Source organism: Hominimerdicola aceti, from assembly GCF_025567495.1.
In the GTDB taxonomy this organism is placed as follows: domain Bacteria; phylum Bacillota; class Clostridia; order Oscillospirales; family Ruminococcaceae; genus Hominimerdicola; species Hominimerdicola aceti.
In genome coordinates, this window is the sequence record NZ_JAOQJZ010000010.1 from 1 (window position 1) to 17,213 (window position 17,213).

General features: G+C 43.5%; 12 protein-coding genes. 1 reads left to right on the top strand and 11 read right to left on the bottom strand.

Annotation, left to right across the window (positions count from 1 at the left end; genetic code table 11):
* Positions 1-183: 183 nt before the first annotated feature.
* The 11 genes from OCV57_RS09800 to OCV57_RS09850 form a co-directional block, all read right to left on the bottom strand.
* Complete coding sequence (locus OCV57_RS09800; protein ID WP_267301382.1) at positions 184-1,281, bottom strand: hypothetical protein; 1,098 nt, start codon at positions 1,279-1,281, stop codon at positions 184-186.
* Positions 1,274-1,777, bottom strand: coding sequence for an RNA polymerase sigma factor (locus tag OCV57_RS09805; RefSeq protein WP_117877962.1), 504 nt, complete (start codon positions 1,775-1,777; stop codon positions 1,274-1,276). The genes OCV57_RS09800 and OCV57_RS09805 overlap by 8 nt, the downstream gene beginning before the upstream one ends.
* Positions 1,778-1,886: 109 nt before the next feature.
* Positions 1,887-2,486, bottom strand: a complete 600-nt coding sequence (locus OCV57_RS09810) for a DUF4364 family protein (RefSeq protein ID WP_022288567.1) — start codon at positions 2,484-2,486, stop codon at positions 1,887-1,889.
* Between the two features lie 27 nt (positions 2,487-2,513).
* Positions 2,514-3,605, bottom strand: coding sequence for a chorismate synthase (aroC, locus tag OCV57_RS09815; RefSeq protein WP_117892666.1), 1,092 nt, complete (start codon positions 3,603-3,605; stop codon positions 2,514-2,516).
* An 86-nt stretch (positions 3,606-3,691) separates the two neighbouring features.
* Positions 3,692-4,921, bottom strand: a complete 1,230-nt coding sequence (gene aroA / locus OCV57_RS09820) for a 3-phosphoshikimate 1-carboxyvinyltransferase (protein WP_267301387.1) — start codon at positions 4,919-4,921, stop codon at positions 3,692-3,694.
* A 12-nt stretch (positions 4,922-4,933) separates the two neighbouring features.
* Entirely contained in the window at positions 4,934-6,043 is a 1,110-nt protein-coding gene (aroB, locus tag OCV57_RS09825) for a 3-dehydroquinate synthase (RefSeq protein WP_267301478.1), read from the bottom strand.
* 49 nt (positions 6,044-6,092) lie between these two features.
* On the bottom strand, positions 6,093-6,563 hold the full coding sequence (locus OCV57_RS09830) for an LURP-one-related/scramblase family protein (RefSeq protein WP_267301389.1): 471 nt from the start codon (positions 6,561-6,563) through the stop codon (positions 6,093-6,095).
* A gap of 112 nt (positions 6,564-6,675) precedes the next feature.
* Entirely contained in the window at positions 6,676-7,698 is a 1,023-nt protein-coding gene (gene aroF / locus OCV57_RS09835; protein ID WP_022288572.1) for a 3-deoxy-7-phosphoheptulonate synthase, read from the bottom strand.
* Positions 7,699-8,048: 350 nt separating this feature from the next.
* The gene (hflX, locus tag OCV57_RS09840) at positions 8,049-9,311 is read right to left on the bottom strand and encodes a GTPase HflX (protein WP_317245414.1); all 1,263 of its coding nucleotides are present in this window, start codon (positions 9,309-9,311) and stop codon (positions 8,049-8,051) included.
* Positions 9,312-9,596: 285 nt separating this feature from the next.
* The gene (locus OCV57_RS09845; RefSeq protein WP_195221794.1) at positions 9,597-11,933 is read right to left on the bottom strand and encodes a diguanylate cyclase; all 2,337 of its coding nucleotides are present in this window, start codon (positions 11,931-11,933) and stop codon (positions 9,597-9,599) included.
* An 83-nt stretch (positions 11,934-12,016) separates the two neighbouring features.
* Complete coding sequence (locus tag OCV57_RS09850; RefSeq protein ID WP_267301392.1) at positions 12,017-14,611, bottom strand: EAL domain-containing protein; 2,595 nt, start codon at positions 14,609-14,611, stop codon at positions 12,017-12,019.
* Between the two features lie 251 nt (positions 14,612-14,862).
* Here OCV57_RS09850 and recQ point away from each other — a divergent pair, with 251 nt between their 5' ends.
* A complete protein-coding gene (recQ, locus tag OCV57_RS09855) occupies positions 14,863-17,148 on the top strand; it encodes a DNA helicase RecQ (RefSeq protein ID WP_267301394.1) in 2,286 nt (761 codons plus the stop codon).
* The last annotated feature ends 65 nt before the right edge of the window (positions 17,149-17,213 follow it).

The window sequence follows — 17,213 nt, forward strand, 5'->3', positions numbered from 1 at the left end:
TCTGTTCTCCCGAACCTTTTACCTTCGTTTCGCTTCTTCCTTTATCGCTCTCTCTCGAGGCGACTTGTTTATTTTATCACTTTTATGCTATTTTGTCAAGCGTTTTGTACCGTTTCTATGTTTTTTATAGATATTTTCATTATTTTGCACAGAAACAGTACAAAACTTACACAATATTGACGATCAGAAGAACGTCGAATATATCTTTGACTCGCCTACACTATAAACTACCCCGTCATCGAACGCAAATACAACTGTTAAAGTAAAAGTACCCTTGCTGTCTGTAAAAGCTCCGTTCTGAGAATGTACAGTAAGCGTTCTGCATTCATTAGTATAATTAACACCGAATGTCTTATTCACTTCCTCTATAGTCGATCCAGTCTTTATTCCGCCTATAGAGAACTCAGGACAGTTATCCAAAAACAATCCCATGACATCACAATCGCTTGCTTTCGCTTCCTCATAAGTGTTATTGTCAATTGTCATGCTTCCTGAATATCCTGTTGCACCATTACTGAAAAAAGTTTCCATATCATCTTCCGCTATCACATAATTTTTCGGGTCAACGCTCTCAGAATAACCACTTAGACCTGCCGCCCAAAGACCCATATCCGCTACATCACTATACTTTGCAGGGAATGCAAATGCCCTGCCCTTTAATGTCATATCAAAAAGCCTTTCGTCCTGCACATATATCTCAGGGTATACAGGGTCTTTTTCATCGAACTCTATAGGGTCTTCCGTTTCATTTTTGGACGATGTGGTCTCCGATTTGCTGTCGTTTGCATTACTATCTGTATTTTCTGTATTACTATTGTCTGAAATAATTCCGCCATTGTTGTCACTTATGCGGTCATTGTCTGTTATGTGCGTATTTCCACCCGTATTGTTGTTTATATTGGGCGTATCGTCCGTCTTGCCGTTGTCGATCTTTGAATCATGTGTACTGTCGACAATGCTTTCCTCTGTTTCGCCACCAGCTACTGTCTGATTTCCGTCAGAGCCGTTCCCATTTCTATTTATAAGGTCAGGCGACCAACTGTCATTGTACTGCACTGATGAACTGCCGCTTGTCTTTATGCTGTTTTTATCAGTTTTGCTGTCGGATAAAAACAGACCTGCTCCAACTGCCACACACAGTGCCGCCGCACATACTCCGCCTATCCACATAGGTTTCCTGCTTACCGCCGCAGTATTCTTGAGCTTATTTTTCAGCTCCTCGACCTGCTCTTCATCAGGCTCTATCTGCTCTTTCATGCCTCTGAAAAATTCCTTATTCATAGAAATATCCTCCTTTCAGCTTTTCTTTCAACATTTCTCTTGCCCTTGTAAGCTGCATTCTCACCGTTCCACTGCGTACTTTCATTATCTTTGCTATCTCATCAGTAGACACCTCTTCAAAATAGTAAAGATAGACCACCATTCTGTATTTTTCAGGCAGTTCTGTTACAGCGCAGAAAACATCATTTTCCTCACGGCTTCTGAAAAAGCTTACCTCTTCCTTTCTTTCTTCAAGGGGAACTGTACGCCTGCGCCAGCTTGACAATGTTATCTTTTTGCACTGATTGAGAGTAGTCCTGATAAGCCAGAACTTCTCCTCATCATTGTCCTTGACTGTTATCCCCTTTCGATAAGCTGCAAGAAACACTTCCTGAAAAACATCGTCTGCATCTGCTTTTGAGCCAAGACGTGCTATAGCGATTCCATAAACGGTACTTTTATATTTATCTATAAGCCTGTCTATCTCTGAAGGCGTATTTTTCAAATTGACGTCCATTTGATCACCCCTTTATAATAAATACTTTTTCTCTCCCGAAATGTCACAAAAAATAAAAAATATTTTTTCAAAAGCCGCCTGAGCATACGCCCAGACGGCTCCACTTTCTTTAGAACAATCCCTGCTCCTCTGCAGCAGACGGCACATATTCCTCGTTCTCGATTATATAGTCCACCACTCTGCAATAGAAATCTGTAGGATTCATCTGAATTTTCGATTTTATATAATTTGCCTGCTCCTGATCAGGTGCGTAAAGAGTTATGTCCATAAGCACCATATCATCGTCACAGCAGCGGCAATGCACGTTATAGCCACGCTTTGCAGGCTTTATATCAAAGCTTACGTCACGATCGTTTTTAAGCTTGACGAACAGTCTTAGACCTGCCGCATATATCTTATCTCTAAAACTTTTCGGCACAAGTTTTTTGAATTTCTCAGCGCCCTCAATGCCCTTTTCAGTGAGCCGATAGTAATTCGTGCCTTCTATTTCCGCAAGCTCCAGCGTGCCGTTTTCCAACATTCTGCTGACAGCCTCAGTGTACACAAAATAATTCACAACGCCTTCGCCCGTGGCTATCTCAGTAAGCTGATTAGGCGTACAAAGCTGATTTATCTGACCCAGAAAATAAGCCAGAAGTATTTGAACCTCATACACGTCGGAAATGTTCTTCATGTTCTCTGATATATGAGCCTCAGGATTTTGTACCAAGCTATCAATCCTCCTTTGGAAATTTCTCTAAAAATTTGGGTATTCAAGCATATGATTGAGCAAAGCTATATTAACAGCCGCCTCAACACATGGCACAGCTCTTGGAACAACACAAGGGTCGTGTCTGCCCTTTACTTCGAGAGTTTCATTTTTCATAGCTGAATAGTCCACAGTTGCCTGCGGTCTTGCTATTGACGGAGTAGGCTTGAAAGCAACTCTAAGTGAGATAGGCATACCAGAAGCTATTCCGCCCAGTATTCCGCCGTGATTGTTTGTCTTTGTCACAACGTGACCCTTATCATTTACATAGAACTCGTCATTGTTCTCCGAACCTGTCATTTCCGCCACCTTAAAGCCTGCACCAAACTCCAGACCCTTTACCGCAGGGATACCGAAAATAAGCTGAGCTATAGAGTTTTCAAGTCCGTCAAAGATAGGCGAGCCGATACCGGCTGGAACATTGATAGCGATACATTCTATAATTCCGCCAACGCTGTCCTTATCCTTTCTTGCCTTGTCTATCTCCTTTATCATTTCGTTGCCCTGAACGTCGATAATAGTCGGGAACTCTTTCTCACGAACTTCCCTTATCATATCCTTAGTGGTATTTATAGGGTCAAAAGCCTTATCCTTTATGCCATGGATCTCTGCGATATGAGCGCCTACATAGATACCTCTTTTTTCAAGTATCTGACCTGCCACTGCTCCTGCAAAGCATAGAGGCGCAGTAAGTCTGCCTGAAAAATGTCCGCCGCCTCTTACATCATTGAAGCCTCTGTATCTCAATGCGCCTGTATAATCAGCGTGACCTGGTCTTGCAAGCCTTGAAAGATTTGAATAATCCTGTGAATGCTGGTCTGTATTGGCTATAAGCGCACAAAGAGGAGTACCTGTAGTCTTGCCGTTAAAATAGCCAGACATTATCTGCGGCATATCCTTTTCTTTTCTCTGTGTAGAGGTCTTATTCTGTTTAGGCGCTCTTCTTGCCATAAATTGATATATCTTGTCAAGGTCGATGCTCTCCCCCGGCGGTACATTATCCATAACAACGCCTATTGCAGGGCCGTGGCTCTCACCGAAAACGGTAAAGCCTATATTGTTGTTCCATGTTGATGACATTTTACTTCCTCCTGTCAGCTTATAAAGCCTGTATAAATAACGGCAGATACCCGCCAGATCAGTACAAATTTTTGTACTAGCCCACGTTAAGGCTCACGGCTTATCTCTCCTCCGATGCTCTCATATACCTCAAAGAAATCGGGATATGACTTGCTGACGCACTCCGCACCGTTTATCTTCAGTGGTGAAGTACATCTTGTGGCAGCCACCGCCATTGACATTGCGATCCTGTGGTCGTTGAAGCTGTCAACTTCTCCGCCATTCAGTGAGCCAACGCCCTCTATCTCCAATCCGTCCTCAAGCTCAGTTACCTTTCCGCCAATTGCGTTAAGGCACTGTGAGATAGCCGAAAGCCTGTCGCACTCCTTTATCCTAAGACGTGCGGCATTTCGTATATAGCTTTTTCCCTCGCAGAAGCTTCCAAGTACTGTAAGAACAGGCACAAGGTCGGGTATATCCGAACAGTCGAGGTCAAAAGGCTGCAAACCGCCATTTTTATTATACACTATTTTCTCGCATATTTCAACAATTTTTTTATCTCCCTGAAAAGATTTTTCAGAAAGCCCTGCGATATCAATATCACTGCCCAAAGAATTTGCCACCTTGAAGAAAGCCGCCTGAGAATAATCCCCCTCAACTCTGCCGCTGAAAGGCATATAATTCTGACCGCCCTTTACAAAATATCCGTTCTCTGTTTCCTCCACCTGACAGCCATGCTCTCTCAAAGTGCCTAGAGTTATGTCAACATATGGCTTTGACTCCAAATGAGAAGTGAGTATTATCTCGCTGTCCTCCTCAAGAAGCGGCAGAGCAAACAGAAGCCCTGTGATAAACTGAGAAGATATTCCACCGTCAACATAGAACTTGCCCCCTGTGAGCTTTCCGTTTGTGGAAAAAGGCATAGTGTTGTCATATTCAAAGCTTACACCATGCTTTGGAAACTCTTCAAGATATGGTGTGATAGGTCTTTGCGGAAGCCTGCCCCTGCCGATGAACTGAGTATCCACCCCAAGCGCACAGGCAACAGGTATGAGAAATCTCAGCGTTGAGCCGCTCTCACAGCAATCCAAAACTGCGCTCTCAGGAATATCCTTTATGCCCTCTATCACAGCCTTATCGCCGTCAAAATCTATTTTCGCCCCAAGCGCCCTCATGCAATCCATAGTCGCAAGGATATCCACCGAGGGATAAAGATTTGTTATCTCAGAAACGCCGTTTGACAGCGCCGCCGCTATCACCATTCTGTGTGCAACGCTTTTTGAGGGCGGAACTGTCACCTGTCCGCTGAGTTTTTTCGGAAATACAGTTATGTTCATCGCTATCCTCCGTTACATCTCTGTGATTATTTCTGCTATCTGCTCCTCGGATATCTCTTTGCCGTACTGATTTTCACCGAAGCACATCATCTCGCCTATTTCTTTTTGGAAAACAAATCTCAGCTTTCCGTCACGGACCTTTTTATCTGTATAAAGCTTTTTCACAAGAGCCTTTCTGTCAATATAGTCAGGTATTTTTGTAGGAAGCTTTGCCCTTTCAAGAAGCCTTTCCACACGCTGTTCATTTTCATGGGATATGAAACCAAGCTTCTCGCCCAATCTTGCCTGTGCCACCATACCGATAGCTACAGCTTCTCCATGATATAGTCTATAATCAGACACAGTTTCAATGGCTCTGCCAACAGTGTGACCAAGGTTGAGCACCTCTCTCAGACCCGACTCTCTCTCGTCTTTCATTACCACTTTGTACTTGACTTCGCAGTTTTTCTTTGCGATATACTCGCAGGCTTCACCGTCACATTCAAGCACCTTTTCCACGTTTTTTTCAAGATACTCAAACAGCTCCTTATCCCCAAGACAGCCGTGCTTTATAGTTTCCGCAAGACCGCTTGAAAGCTGTTCTTCAGGCAGAGTTTTCCATGTGTCTATGTCGAGATACACTTTCTTGGGCTGATTGAACAGACCGATAAGATTTGTAGCAAGGGGCGTATCAACGGCAGTTTTTCCGCCCACAGAAGCGTCAGCCGCCGCAAGAAGCGTTGTGGCATAATTCACAAAAGGCACTCCTCTGCCGAATGTTCCTGCAACAAAGCCTGCAAGGTCTGTGACAACTCCACCGCCAACGGCTACCACACAGCAGTCACGGCGAAAGCCTTTTTCAAGCATAGAGTCCTCAACAAACTCTTTCATCTGCCTGGTTTTGGACTTTTCTCCCTCAGGTATCACAAAAAGCTCGGCTTTCAGACCTGCGGCATTGAGCCTTTCATAAATATCTCTGCCATAGAGATCCACAACGATAGAATCCGTTACAACGGCAAATTTCTTTATCTTTCCCACAAGACCGCCTTTAAGGTCGCTGACCAGTGTATCCTGCAATTTTCTGCCTATTTCTATATCATAAGAATCGTCCACGACCCTTTTAAGCTCGCAGTTGAATTTCATTAATATCAAAACCTTTCAGTACAATTTTTTACACAGCTATCATAAAAGCCTAATTGCCGTCTGAGCATTTCTCGGCGTCTATCGCAAGTGCAATGAGCAATCCTGCCAAAGCATTGCTATCGTCATAAACGTCTATGACATAGGTATCAATAAGGTGCAAAAGCTCCTTTGACACATACATTATCTGTTCAGCACCGCTATAAACGGAATAGTCCCAGCCGAAAATATCACCATCCACTCTCCAGCCGCAGAAGTCTATGTCGAACTTAGGCTTGAAAAAGGTGAACTCTTTCTTTATACAGCCCATATACTCTCCGCCTATGTATATCTCAAAGGTAGGGAAAATTTTCAGCACCTTTTCTTTCAGCACGCCGACCTTGTTTCCCATGTTGTCGTATATCTCCAGCAAGTGACCCCATGCGAGTCTGCCTTTTACGCTGAAAACTGCGTTACCGTATTCGTCGCACACATCATAGCTGTCAAACCATGAAAAAAGCCTTTGTTTAAGCACAAGTTTCATCGTTCTTCCTCCTTTGTACTTTATCCATTTACAGTCCTAAAACATTATACCACATAACTGAATATTTGTAAAGAAAAAGAGGTGCGAAAACACCTCTTTTTCAATGTCTTGTTTATTCGTTTACATCAAGAGGCTTGCCCATGAACTCGGAAAGTGCCTTAACTTTCTTCATTGTTTCAGCGAACTGTGCAGGAGTAAGTGACTGCGCACCATCGCTCCATGCGTTCTTAGGGTCATTGTGTACCTCTATCTCAAGTGCGTCACAGCCTGCTGTTACAGCGCAAAGTGCCATTGGCTCAACAAGTGAAGCGATACCTGTAGCGTGGCTAGGGTCGACAGTGATAGGAAGATGTGTTTTCTGCTGGAGCAGAGGAACGGCTGAAAGATCGAGAGTATTTCTTGTGGCAGGCTCGAATGTACGGATACCTCTTTCGCAAAGGATAACGTTCTGATTGCCCTCAGACATTATGTACTCAGCGGACATGAGAAGCTCCTGAAGTGTTGATGAAAGTCCTCTCTTGAGAAGAACTGGCTTGTCGCTTCTGCCGAGAGCCTTGAGAAGTGTGAAATTCTGCATATTTCTTGCTCCTACCTGAACAACGTCAACGTCAGCAAAGCAGTCAAGATCAGAAAGATCCATGATCTCAGTAACGATAGGCAGACCTGTTATCTTTCTAGCCTGAATGAGAAGGTCGATGCCCTCCTTGCCAAGACCCTGAAATGAATATGGTGAAGTTCTTGGCTTGAATGCGCCACCTCTGAGCATTGTTGCACCTGCTTCCTTTACAGCGATAGCAGTTGTGATTATCTGCTCCTCAGTTTCAACAGAGCAAGGGCCTGCAATGACCTGAAGTTTTCCGCCGCCTATCTTTCTGCCTGCAACGTCGATAACAGTATTATCAGGGTGGAACTTTCTGTTAGCATTCTTGTAAGGCTCCTGAACACGCTGTACATTTTCAACACATTCCTTAGCCTGAACTGCTTCTATATCGATCTGAGTTGTGTCGCCAATAAGACCGATAACATTTGAATGAACGCCCTCTACCAGATTCGTCGATACGTGGAACTGGTCTAGCCAGTTCAAAAGCTCTTCTACCTGTTTTTCCTGTGAATTGTTTTTCAATACGATGATCATGTTACTTTCCTCCGAAAATCAAATTTGTATAGGCAATAAAAACAGCCGTGACATTCTTTTACAAGAAAGCCACGGCTTATAATAAACGCATATATAAAAACAGAAACTTCTCTATACGCCTATTCTGATCTCGTCGCTTTCTTCACACGCCAAAAAAACTCGAAGCCATAAAAGTAGCTCAAGCTCATAAAGAAGTATGTAAAGACTGCAGACATGATAACAGTAGACATATTCTGTTTTTCCCTTTCGATTTATTTGTTATTGCTAACCACGATTATTATACTCTCACAGGCAGGGCTTGTCAATAGCCATGCCGAGAGTTTACATTTTTTTAACGTTTGCAAAACACTTTATTCTTCACTTTTTACCTTATAGCTTTCCACCAGATGATAGACCTTGATATCCACAAGAGCGTCAAGAACGATACCCTCAGCGGTATAATCCTCGCTGAATATCCTGCCCTCCTGCCTTATGGTGTTCACAAGACCCGCCTTGTCAAAAGGCAGAAGAAGCCTGCATCTTACGCTGTTTTCGGGTAATGCCTTTTGTATAGCCGCAAGCAGGCTGTCAATGCCTGTGCCGTTTTTGGCGGATATCTTCACCGCTTCACCTGTTGTGTCAAGCTCGTTTATATAAGGCACTTTGTCGCACTTGTTGAACACTGTCACCACAGGTATTCCCTCACAGCCAAGCTCTTTGAGCAGTTCAAGGGTAACTTTTGCCTGCTCCTCGCAATCATCAGCCGAGGCGTCGCACACATGGATTATAACGTCCGCACTTGACGTCTCTTCAAGAGTGGATTTGAAAGCTTCCACAAGCTGATGCGGCAGACGTCTGATAAGTCCTACCGTGTCAATAAGCGTCACCGACCTGCCGTCAGGAAGCTCTATAGCCCTTGATGTTGTTTCCAAAGTCGCAAAAAGCTTGTTCTCTGCAAGCACGCCCGCTTCTGTAAGATAATTAAGCAGTGTGGATTTGCCCACGTTTGTATAGCCCACTATCGCCGCTGTGAGAACTCCGTCTTTCTTGCGGCGTTTTCTCATAAGCCCACGACGCTTCTCTATCTCCTTAAGCTCGTCTGAAAGTGCCGCAATACGTGTTCTGATGTGTCGCTTGTCAGTTTCAAGCTTCGACTCACCAGGACCTCTTGTGCCGATACCACCGCCAAGACGTGACATATTAGTTCCCATGCCTGCAAGCCTTGGAAGTCTGTATTTGTTCTGTGCTATCTCTACCTGCAATCTGCCCTCATGAGTAGTCGCACGCTGAGCAAAGATATCCAGTATGAGCATAGTTCTGTCGATAGTGAAAACGCCGCACACGTCCTCGATATTTCTTATCTGTGTGGCTGTCAGTTCGCAGTCGAAAACTATCCTGTCGATATTTTCATTTCTGCATATCTCAGCCATTTCTTCAAGTCTGCCTGAGCCTATGCAGGTGCCGCTGTCAAAGGACGGCCTTTTCTGTGTCACTCTCGCTATCACCTCGCCGCCTGCTGTTTCTGTCAGCTCTTCAAGTTCATCAAGAGAAAGCTCCACGTCATATGAACCTGTATCCACTGCCGCCAACAGCACACGGTCTTTCTTTATTGTGTTGTCAAACATTTCTGCCATATTAATCACTCCTAATGTCTGTTATCAAGCCGCTCTTCGGCTTTTTCAGGCATAAAAAAACACACCCTCAGGCGTGTAACCAAAACGTTATACGGAAGAGTCGGAGCGGCTTGTGCCAATGCACCTGCCTGATATTCGGTTTAATAGTTTCTCACCCATATTCTTGTAATTCTCATGTCATCCGACGCTCCTTTCGTAAAATATGTTTTATTATATCACAGCCATGATATTTTGTCAAGCATAAAAACAAAAAGCAGGCTGCCTTTTTCAGACAGCCTGCAAATGTTATTCATAATCGCTTTTAAGAATACTTCTCTTGTGCTTTTTCTCCTCATAAAGCAGGATATCAGCATGGCTGAGAAGCTCTCCTATCTCAAGCGTGGCACTGCATACGAACGGATAAACGCCTACGCTCGTATGGATTATATATGGCTTATCGGCGGCATATTTAATATTGTATTCTCTTGTGACCGCTTCTATATGGTTTCTCATTGACGGGATATCTATTGCGTTATCAAGAAAAGCGCATACAACGAACTCATCGCCACCTATACGACCCACTATCTCACTGTTGCCAAAAGAGTGTTTAAGTATCTTTGCCGCAGATAGTATAGCAAAGTCGCCCTCCTCGTGACCAAACTTATCATTTATGGTTTTCAGACAGTCAAGGTCGGCAAAGACCATGATAGCCTTTTCACCCTCGTTTTTGTCATTGCTGAGTCTTTTACGAAGTTCCTCAAAAAATCCCCTTCGATTGTAGCAACCCGTCAAAGCGTCCTGCCTTGAAAGATCTCGAAGAAGCTCATTGTTCTCCTTGATCTCGATCAGGCTCTTTTTAAGCTGCTTCTGGGTAACAGCCTGCTGCTTCATCAAGGTTATAATTTTAAGCGCCGCACAAAGTTGAACTGTCACCGACTGCAAATAATTAAAATACTCATGCTTTATCTCACACATCAGTATTCCGTAATGCTCCTCGTTAGAGAACAATGGTGATACCACTAATGTATAACGTCTGTCTGTTGGCAGATACTTATTCGACAACAGCTCTGTATACTTTACAGCCTGCTCTTCATGTGGGAGCTGGATAGCGTCAGAACCATTGTGATAGGCTTTTAGATACATATATTCCGGCGGTTGCCACTTATCTGTACCGAAGTGAATAATGGCAGGCTCGAAACTGAACAGAAAGCTTGATTCCATATGAAGCCTCATAAGCTTATCCACAACGGTCTCATATGCTCTGTCATCATAAGCTTCAAACACAAGCATATCCCTTGTGATAGAGTTTGCCTGCCATGCAAGAAACTCATTATCCTCAAGCTTTTCCTTACAGTAATTCGCATTGCGTTCTGCCAGTATCTTGTATATCTGAATAAAAGTCTGATTTAACTTCAAATGCTTCTCCACGTTATCAAAACGAGAGATAAGCTTTTGCTGAATATACTCAACAGAAGCATAAAGCTCATCAACGTTCACAAACCTAAAAAATTCTTCACTGGCAAGAGTTGAGACCATTTCTAATACTTTGTCTTTTTTGATCTCATTATCAAGATTTTCCTCACGGGCATAATCATCAAGAGCATATATTATCTTGACGTAATTTTCTCGCATTTTCGCAGTTGTTTCACTTGCACTGTATTTATTGAACAAAAACTGGCTCATTCTTCTTGCAAACGCTTCCGGATCATCTGATATGCGACCAAAAGATATGGTCTTTAATTTTGAGTTGCCCTGACAGCCGCAGGAATTTCTTCTTACCATTTCTGAAGAGATCTTATCGTTGTTTATAGCCTTATTTACAACATAGTTCACAGCCTCCTGAACGGCATGATAGCCAAGCTCAGAAGGGTCAGCCTTGACAGTCGTCAAATGCGGATTAAGCTCCTCAGCCACTGGATCGTCATCAAAGCCTGTCACAAGGATATCCTTGCCAGGACGTATCCCACGCTCTTCCATAGCCTTATAGCCTGCGATTGCCATCTGGTCGTTTGCAAAAACTATAGCTTCAAGTTCTGGATTATCGTCAATTAGCTTTCCGACTTCGTCAACACAGAATTTCGAAAAATTACCATATGCAACACGCTTTTCGTCATAGATGATACCATTTTCCTCAAGAGTTTCCTTGTAAACGTCAAGTCTTTCAAGGGCATCATCACTTGTTTTAGGTCCGCTTACCATACCTATCTTTTTACAGCCATGCACCTTTATAAGATGTTCTATAGCCTCCTTCATTCCCGTTCTGTTGTCGAGCATGATACAAGGATAACCATCAATATGTGCCGTTATAGTTATAACAGGCGTTCCAGCAAATTTTTTCAGAAACTGAACCTTATGCTCGTTGTCAAGATATGTTCCAAGTGTGCCGATAAGCACAAGCAGAACGTCGAACTTATTTGCCGCCGCCATATCGAACAAAGTATTATACTGATACTCATACACCGTTCTCAGCTTATCGGCATAGACCCCATCTATATATCTGCCTGGAAAAATAACGAGGTCGGCGTCGCACTGCTCTGCGCCTATCATTGCGCCCTCTGCAACCGCATCGTCAAAATCATCTTCAAGGTGGCTCACCAAAAGTCCTATTTTTATACGTCTACGTTTAGCAGTATCATTCATCATCTCATGATCCTCCGTACAAATCAGCCGTGCTGCTTCAGACGATCTAAAGCAGCGTCACACAAGGCACGCCTATGGGCTTTGCCTTATTCGTTTATCTTGATATCTTTCTTACAGTCGACCACTGAAAGCGTACCATTCGGACTTCCAAGCCACCAGCCATCGCCTGTAAGGAACATTACGTCGAACTGACAGCTTTGTGCTGTCACGTCACCTTTACCAGTTTTATCTCCAACACCTGAAACAGAACCGCCCTCGCAATAAAGCTTAAAGACAGTATTTTTAAGCTCACAATCCAGCTCGCCGTCCCTTGTTCCCACACAGTTGAGAGTTCTTCCTTTCATGGAAATGTTGAGCCTGCCATCAAGAATACATATCCTTCCGGTCCCGTTACTCATAACTCCCACTGCAGTCAGGTTATTTCCAGAAAGCTCACAACTCATGTTATAGTCTGAAATGCTTATATCAGCACTGCCCTTTACGGCACCAATGCCCACTGACATTCCTGCCGCAAGCTTTAGCCTGCAGCCACAGTTTGATATAGTCACATCTGCGTCGCCGTCGATGCTTCCAATACCAACGCACCTATCGCCACTGCAATTTACAGCTATATCACCGCCTGCAATGACAATACCATCTTTGCAGCCTCCTCCGCCTATTCCGACGCACTTGTCGCCATTTGCAGTTATATCAAGAATACCTGTCATTGCGACAGTTATCCTTCCGCAAGGCTGCCTGCTGTCAGTGCCTATTGCATAGCAATCCTTCGACTCTGATCTGACATAAAGCTCACCTGAGCCTACGAGCTCTAACGACGATCCCTCAGGGACATAAATGCCTCTGCCGTCTATATGATCTTCACCGCTGCACACTATCCTTACTCTAGAGCCAGTGCCAAGCTTTATGTTCGGTAGTTCCCCATATGTAGTGAGCCATGCGTTTTTCAAGTGAATGACGCAATCAACGCCACTACCAACTGTCACAGACAGAGGCACTGCATGATCGTCCTCAGCCTTTCCTGAAAGAGTAAATGTACCTGTGCCGAGAAAAATGTCAGAATATCTTTTTTTATACATCTCAGCAAGGTCGATAACGTCATTATCCTCAGCGTGGAAGACCTTTTTATCTTTATCTCCAGCCTCGATACTGTAAGCCACTATCTCCTCACGGATATTTTCCGAGATATCGTGGATAAGCACAGGCTTCGGCTTAGAAACATAATAACCCTGAATAAGATCGACGCCGAAATATATCATGGTTTTAAGTTCTTCGCTTGTTTCAACACCCTCTGCAAGTGCGGTATATCCGCTTGAATGGAAATATTCCACCATTTTTGAAACTATCTTCTGAGCCTTAGGATTCTGGTCAATGCCAGAAATGAGAGAACGGTCTATCTTTACCACCTCAGGATCATATCGCAGAAGATTCGATGTATTTGAATAGCCTGTGCCGTAATCGTCAATAGCAAGGCTCATATTGTTCTTTTCAAGACGCACCCTTATTCTATCGAGGTCGTCCTCGCTGATCTCTGTCTGCTCTGTCATTTCGATAACGACCTTTTCAAGAAGTTCGCCATAATCATTGACGATCGCATAAAAATCCTTATCTTCAAGAGCATGAGATGATATTGAATTTATATACAGCCTGCGGTTTTCAAAATCGAGCTGATGCTTGCTGAGATATTTAAGAGTATTTTTCAGTGTAGCCTTCTCTATATCGTAAAGTCTGCCGAAATTTTTAGCACAGTTGAGTATCTGAAGCGGATTGAGTGCTATATTTCCCTTTGTTCTCATAAGCGCTTCATAAGCGACTATCTCGCCTGTTGAAGAACTAACGATAGGCTGAAAATGATATGTAAACAGATTTTTATCAAGAAGCTCTGAAAAAGCCCTGATATTTTCGATATCACTCTTCTGCTTTGCATATTTTTCAGGATCAAAGCAACAAATACTGCCTGCACCCTTTGCCTTAGCTTCATAGAGTGCAAAGCCTGCTGCGTGCATGAGTCTTGCTGGCACTTCAAAGCCGCTGCTTATGCCAGCCGTCACAGACAGCGAATGATTTGAAGACGATCTCACTCCAAATTCATCTGGCAGGCAACACTCCTTCACCGCTTTACGGATATTGTCAGCAAATTCCTCAGGCTTACCTCCAAAGCGTGGAACATATATCCAAAACTGACCGTCTGAATTGAATGCCGTCACAGTATTTTCAGGCAAAACTGCAACAGCCGCCTTAAGTGCCTCCCCTATGCAGTAGTCTGAATCCAAAAGCTTCCCTGCTCCATCAAATCTTACAAGAGCAAGCAATGATGAGCGTGTCATTCCATCAAGAAGTCTTACAAGCTCTGATTGTGGTATAATGTCGAGCCCTTCAAAAACACTTTTTGACATATATTCTTTCGACAGATACACTATTCCGGCGGTAATGCCACTTGGAGTGTCAAGAAGTTCTATACACAACGGCAGGCCAAGATCTCGTCCTCCGCCGTTCAATGCAACTATATCTCTGAACTTGTCATAATCTGTGTTCTCTCTAAGTCCCATAAGAGCACGACAGTTTTCATCGGCATAAAACTCTCCGCTTTTCTCGTCCATAACAAACCCACCGATATTGTGCCATATTGAACAAACCTTTCCCCAGACAGCACCAAAATAGCTTTGCCACAATTTATTTTCCATATCCATGATCTTCACCATGCCTGAATATTCGACTGTGTTCAGACAACCCTTCCTTTGGAGATTTGTTAATTTTTTATATTTTTATAACTAATTATTTATCAAGCCTATTATAACATAATCACGATAAAATTACAATAGCGACTAAGGAAAAGATGTTACAAAATCGTGCATGGAATTTTGTATATCTGTTTGACTTAGCTGGTTTTTGGTAGTATAATATAAGCATACACACAATGGAAAGTTAGGATAAAATGACAGATTTTCGCAATAAGTATTCAGTGCTTCAGGACTTTTTCGGACACTCTCAGTTCAGAAACGGTCAGGAGCAGATAATAGACAGCATACTTGCAGGGCGTGACTGCCTTGGAGTTATGCCAACAGGCGCAGGCAAATCTATGTGTTATCAAATACCTGCTCTTATGTTTGACGGGATAACTATAGTTGTTTCGCCGCTCATATCCCTTATGAAAGATCAGGTGAACTCGCTGATACAATCGGGAGTGAGGGCAGCGTATCTGAACTCGTCACTGACGGCGGCACAGTATGAAATGGCTATATCAAACGCCGCCCGTGGTATGTACAAGATAATATATGTTGCACCTGAAAGGCTGATGACAGGTTCGTTTCTGTCACTGGCTTCGTCGGTGAAGATATCCATGCTTGCGGTGGACGAAGCCCACTGCGTTTCTCAGTGGGGACAGGATTTCAGACCTTCCTATATGAAGATACCCGAGTTTCTTGGTAAACTTCCCTACCGCCCCATAGTCAGCGCATTCACCGCCACTGCCACCGCAGAAGTAAAAGCGGACATTATCAAAATGCTTGAACTCCGTGACCCTTTCACCATAACCACAGGCTTTGACAGAAAAAATCTCTACTTTGGCGTTTCTCACCCTCATGACAAATACAGTGAAACAGTGAGGATAGTTGAGAAATACAAGGACAACTGCGGAATAATCTACTGCTCCACAAGAAAAAATGTTGAGAGCGTGTGTGAAAAGCTCTGTGCCGACGGCTACAACGCTTCACGCTATCATGCAGGACTTTCTGATGAGGAAAGGCGTAAAAATCAAGACGATTTTATCTTTGACCGTGTCCAGGTCATGGTGGCGACCAATGCTTTCGGCATGGGAATAGACAAATCAAACGTGAGCTATGTCATACATTATAATATGCCTAAGAATATTGAAAGCTATTATCAGGAGGCAGGCAGAGCGGGACGTGACGGAAACGAAGCAAAGTGCATTTTGCTCTACAGCAGTCAGGACGTTGCGACCAACAAGTTTCTTATAAACAATTCTCATGACAATCCCGACCTTGACGATGACACTCTTGAAATGATACGCAAACGTGATCTTATGCGTCTGAAAAAGATGACCGATTACTGCAATACAAACGGCTGTCTGAGAGAGTTTATCCTTGGATATTTCGGCGAGAAGCAGGACAAGCCTTGTCAGAACTGCTCAGGCTGTTTGGGTGATTTCGGAGAAACAGAAGAAGTTGACGTGTCTGTAGATTGCCAAAAAGTGCTTTCCTGCATTTATAGACTTCACCAGCGAAACCTTTCTTTTGGAGCAGGTGTCATAGCACAGATACTTAAAGGCTCAGACTCCGAAAAGGTAAAGCGTTTTGACCTTTCCACTCTTTCAACCTACGGCATAATGAAAGACTCCACGCAGGTGTATATCCGCAGGCTTATAGCTTTTCTTGAAGCTGATGATTACATCACACAGACTTCACACGGGGATTTTTCTGTGCTTACTCTTACAAGAAGGTCTGCAGAGATATTAATGGACAAAAAGACTATTACAATACGCCTTCCAAAGAAAAAGCCAAAGAGCGAAACGGTCACAAAGATCGGCAGGGACGAAGTTACGACATTTGACAAGGAGCTTTTCGGACGGCTCAGAGCTGTGCGAAGCAAGCTTGCGACACAGGCGAGTCTGCCTGCATATATCATTCTTACAGACGCTTCACTGCGTGATATGTGTATAAAGCTGCCTAAGACGCAGACGGAGCTTTTGAATATCTCAGGGGTGGGCAAGTCAAAGCAGGAACGTTATGGAAGATACTTTGTAGCTGAGATACAGAAATATCTCAAGGAAAATCCTGACGCTGCTTCGGGTTATAAATATATCCCAGAGGGCTATCTGCAAAAACAAAATGCGGTTGGCGGTCAAAGCACAAAGGAATATATAATTGCCAACGCAGGTGAGCTTTCAGGCAAGGAACAGGATATGACCCTTTCAGAAGTATGCGACAGCATTTTCTATCAGCTCGGCACAGACGGCGATATAAGAAGCATAAAACTTGCCATAAAAGAATGGCTCATAGGTGAAAATTATCTTGCAAAAGACGGTGCAAACGGCAGGGGCTTTCTTGAAACTACAATACTTTCCCCTGAAGCAGGAATAATAGAGCGTGAAAAAATATCACAGCTTGGAAACAGCTACAAAACGATACTTTTTCCAAAGCAAGCGCAGGAATTTATTTTTGAGAACATAGAGGAGATACTCAGCAAAGATGTACAAAACTAATAATAAAATGCGGTTTTGCGGCTGTTTTCATTCATGCAAAAAAAAGGACGAACACAAAATGTTCG

What these genes read in the sequence shown, in the direction of transcription:
- aroA (WP_267301387.1), bottom strand. Translation starts at nt 4,921, where the DNA reads ATGAACATAACTGTATTTCCGAAAAAACTCAGCGGACAGGTGACAGTT.
- recQ (WP_267301394.1), top strand. Translation starts at nt 14,863, where the DNA reads ATGACAGATTTTCGCAATAAGTATTCAGTGCTTCAGGACTTTTTCGGA.
- aroC (WP_117892666.1), bottom strand. Translation starts at nt 3,605, where the DNA reads ATGTCATCAACATGGAACAACAATATAGGCTTTACCGTTTTCGGTGAG.
- aroF (WP_022288572.1), bottom strand. Translation starts at nt 7,698, where the DNA reads ATGATCATCGTATTGAAAAACAATTCACAGGAAAAACAGGTAGAAGAG.
- OCV57_RS09800 (WP_267301382.1), bottom strand. Translation starts at nt 1,281, where the DNA reads ATGAATAAGGAATTTTTCAGAGGCATGAAAGAGCAGATAGAGCCTGAT.
- hflX (WP_317245414.1), bottom strand. Translation starts at nt 9,311, where the DNA reads ATGGCAGAAATGTTTGACAACACAATAAAGAAAGACCGTGTGCTGTTG.
- OCV57_RS09845 (WP_195221794.1), bottom strand. Translation starts at nt 11,933, where the DNA reads ATGATGAATGATACTGCTAAACGTAGACGTATAAAAATAGGACTTTTG.
- OCV57_RS09850 (WP_267301392.1), bottom strand. Translation starts at nt 14,611, where the DNA reads ATGGAAAATAAATTGTGGCAAAGCTATTTTGGTGCTGTCTGGGGAAAG.
- OCV57_RS09830 (WP_267301389.1), bottom strand. Translation starts at nt 6,563, where the DNA reads ATGAAACTTGTGCTTAAACAAAGGCTTTTTTCATGGTTTGACAGCTAT.
- OCV57_RS09805 (WP_117877962.1), bottom strand. Translation starts at nt 1,777, where the DNA reads ATGGACGTCAATTTGAAAAATACGCCTTCAGAGATAGACAGGCTTATA.
- aroB (WP_267301478.1), bottom strand. Translation starts at nt 6,043, where the DNA reads ATGAAATTCAACTGCGAGCTTAAAAGGGTCGTGGACGATTCTTATGAT.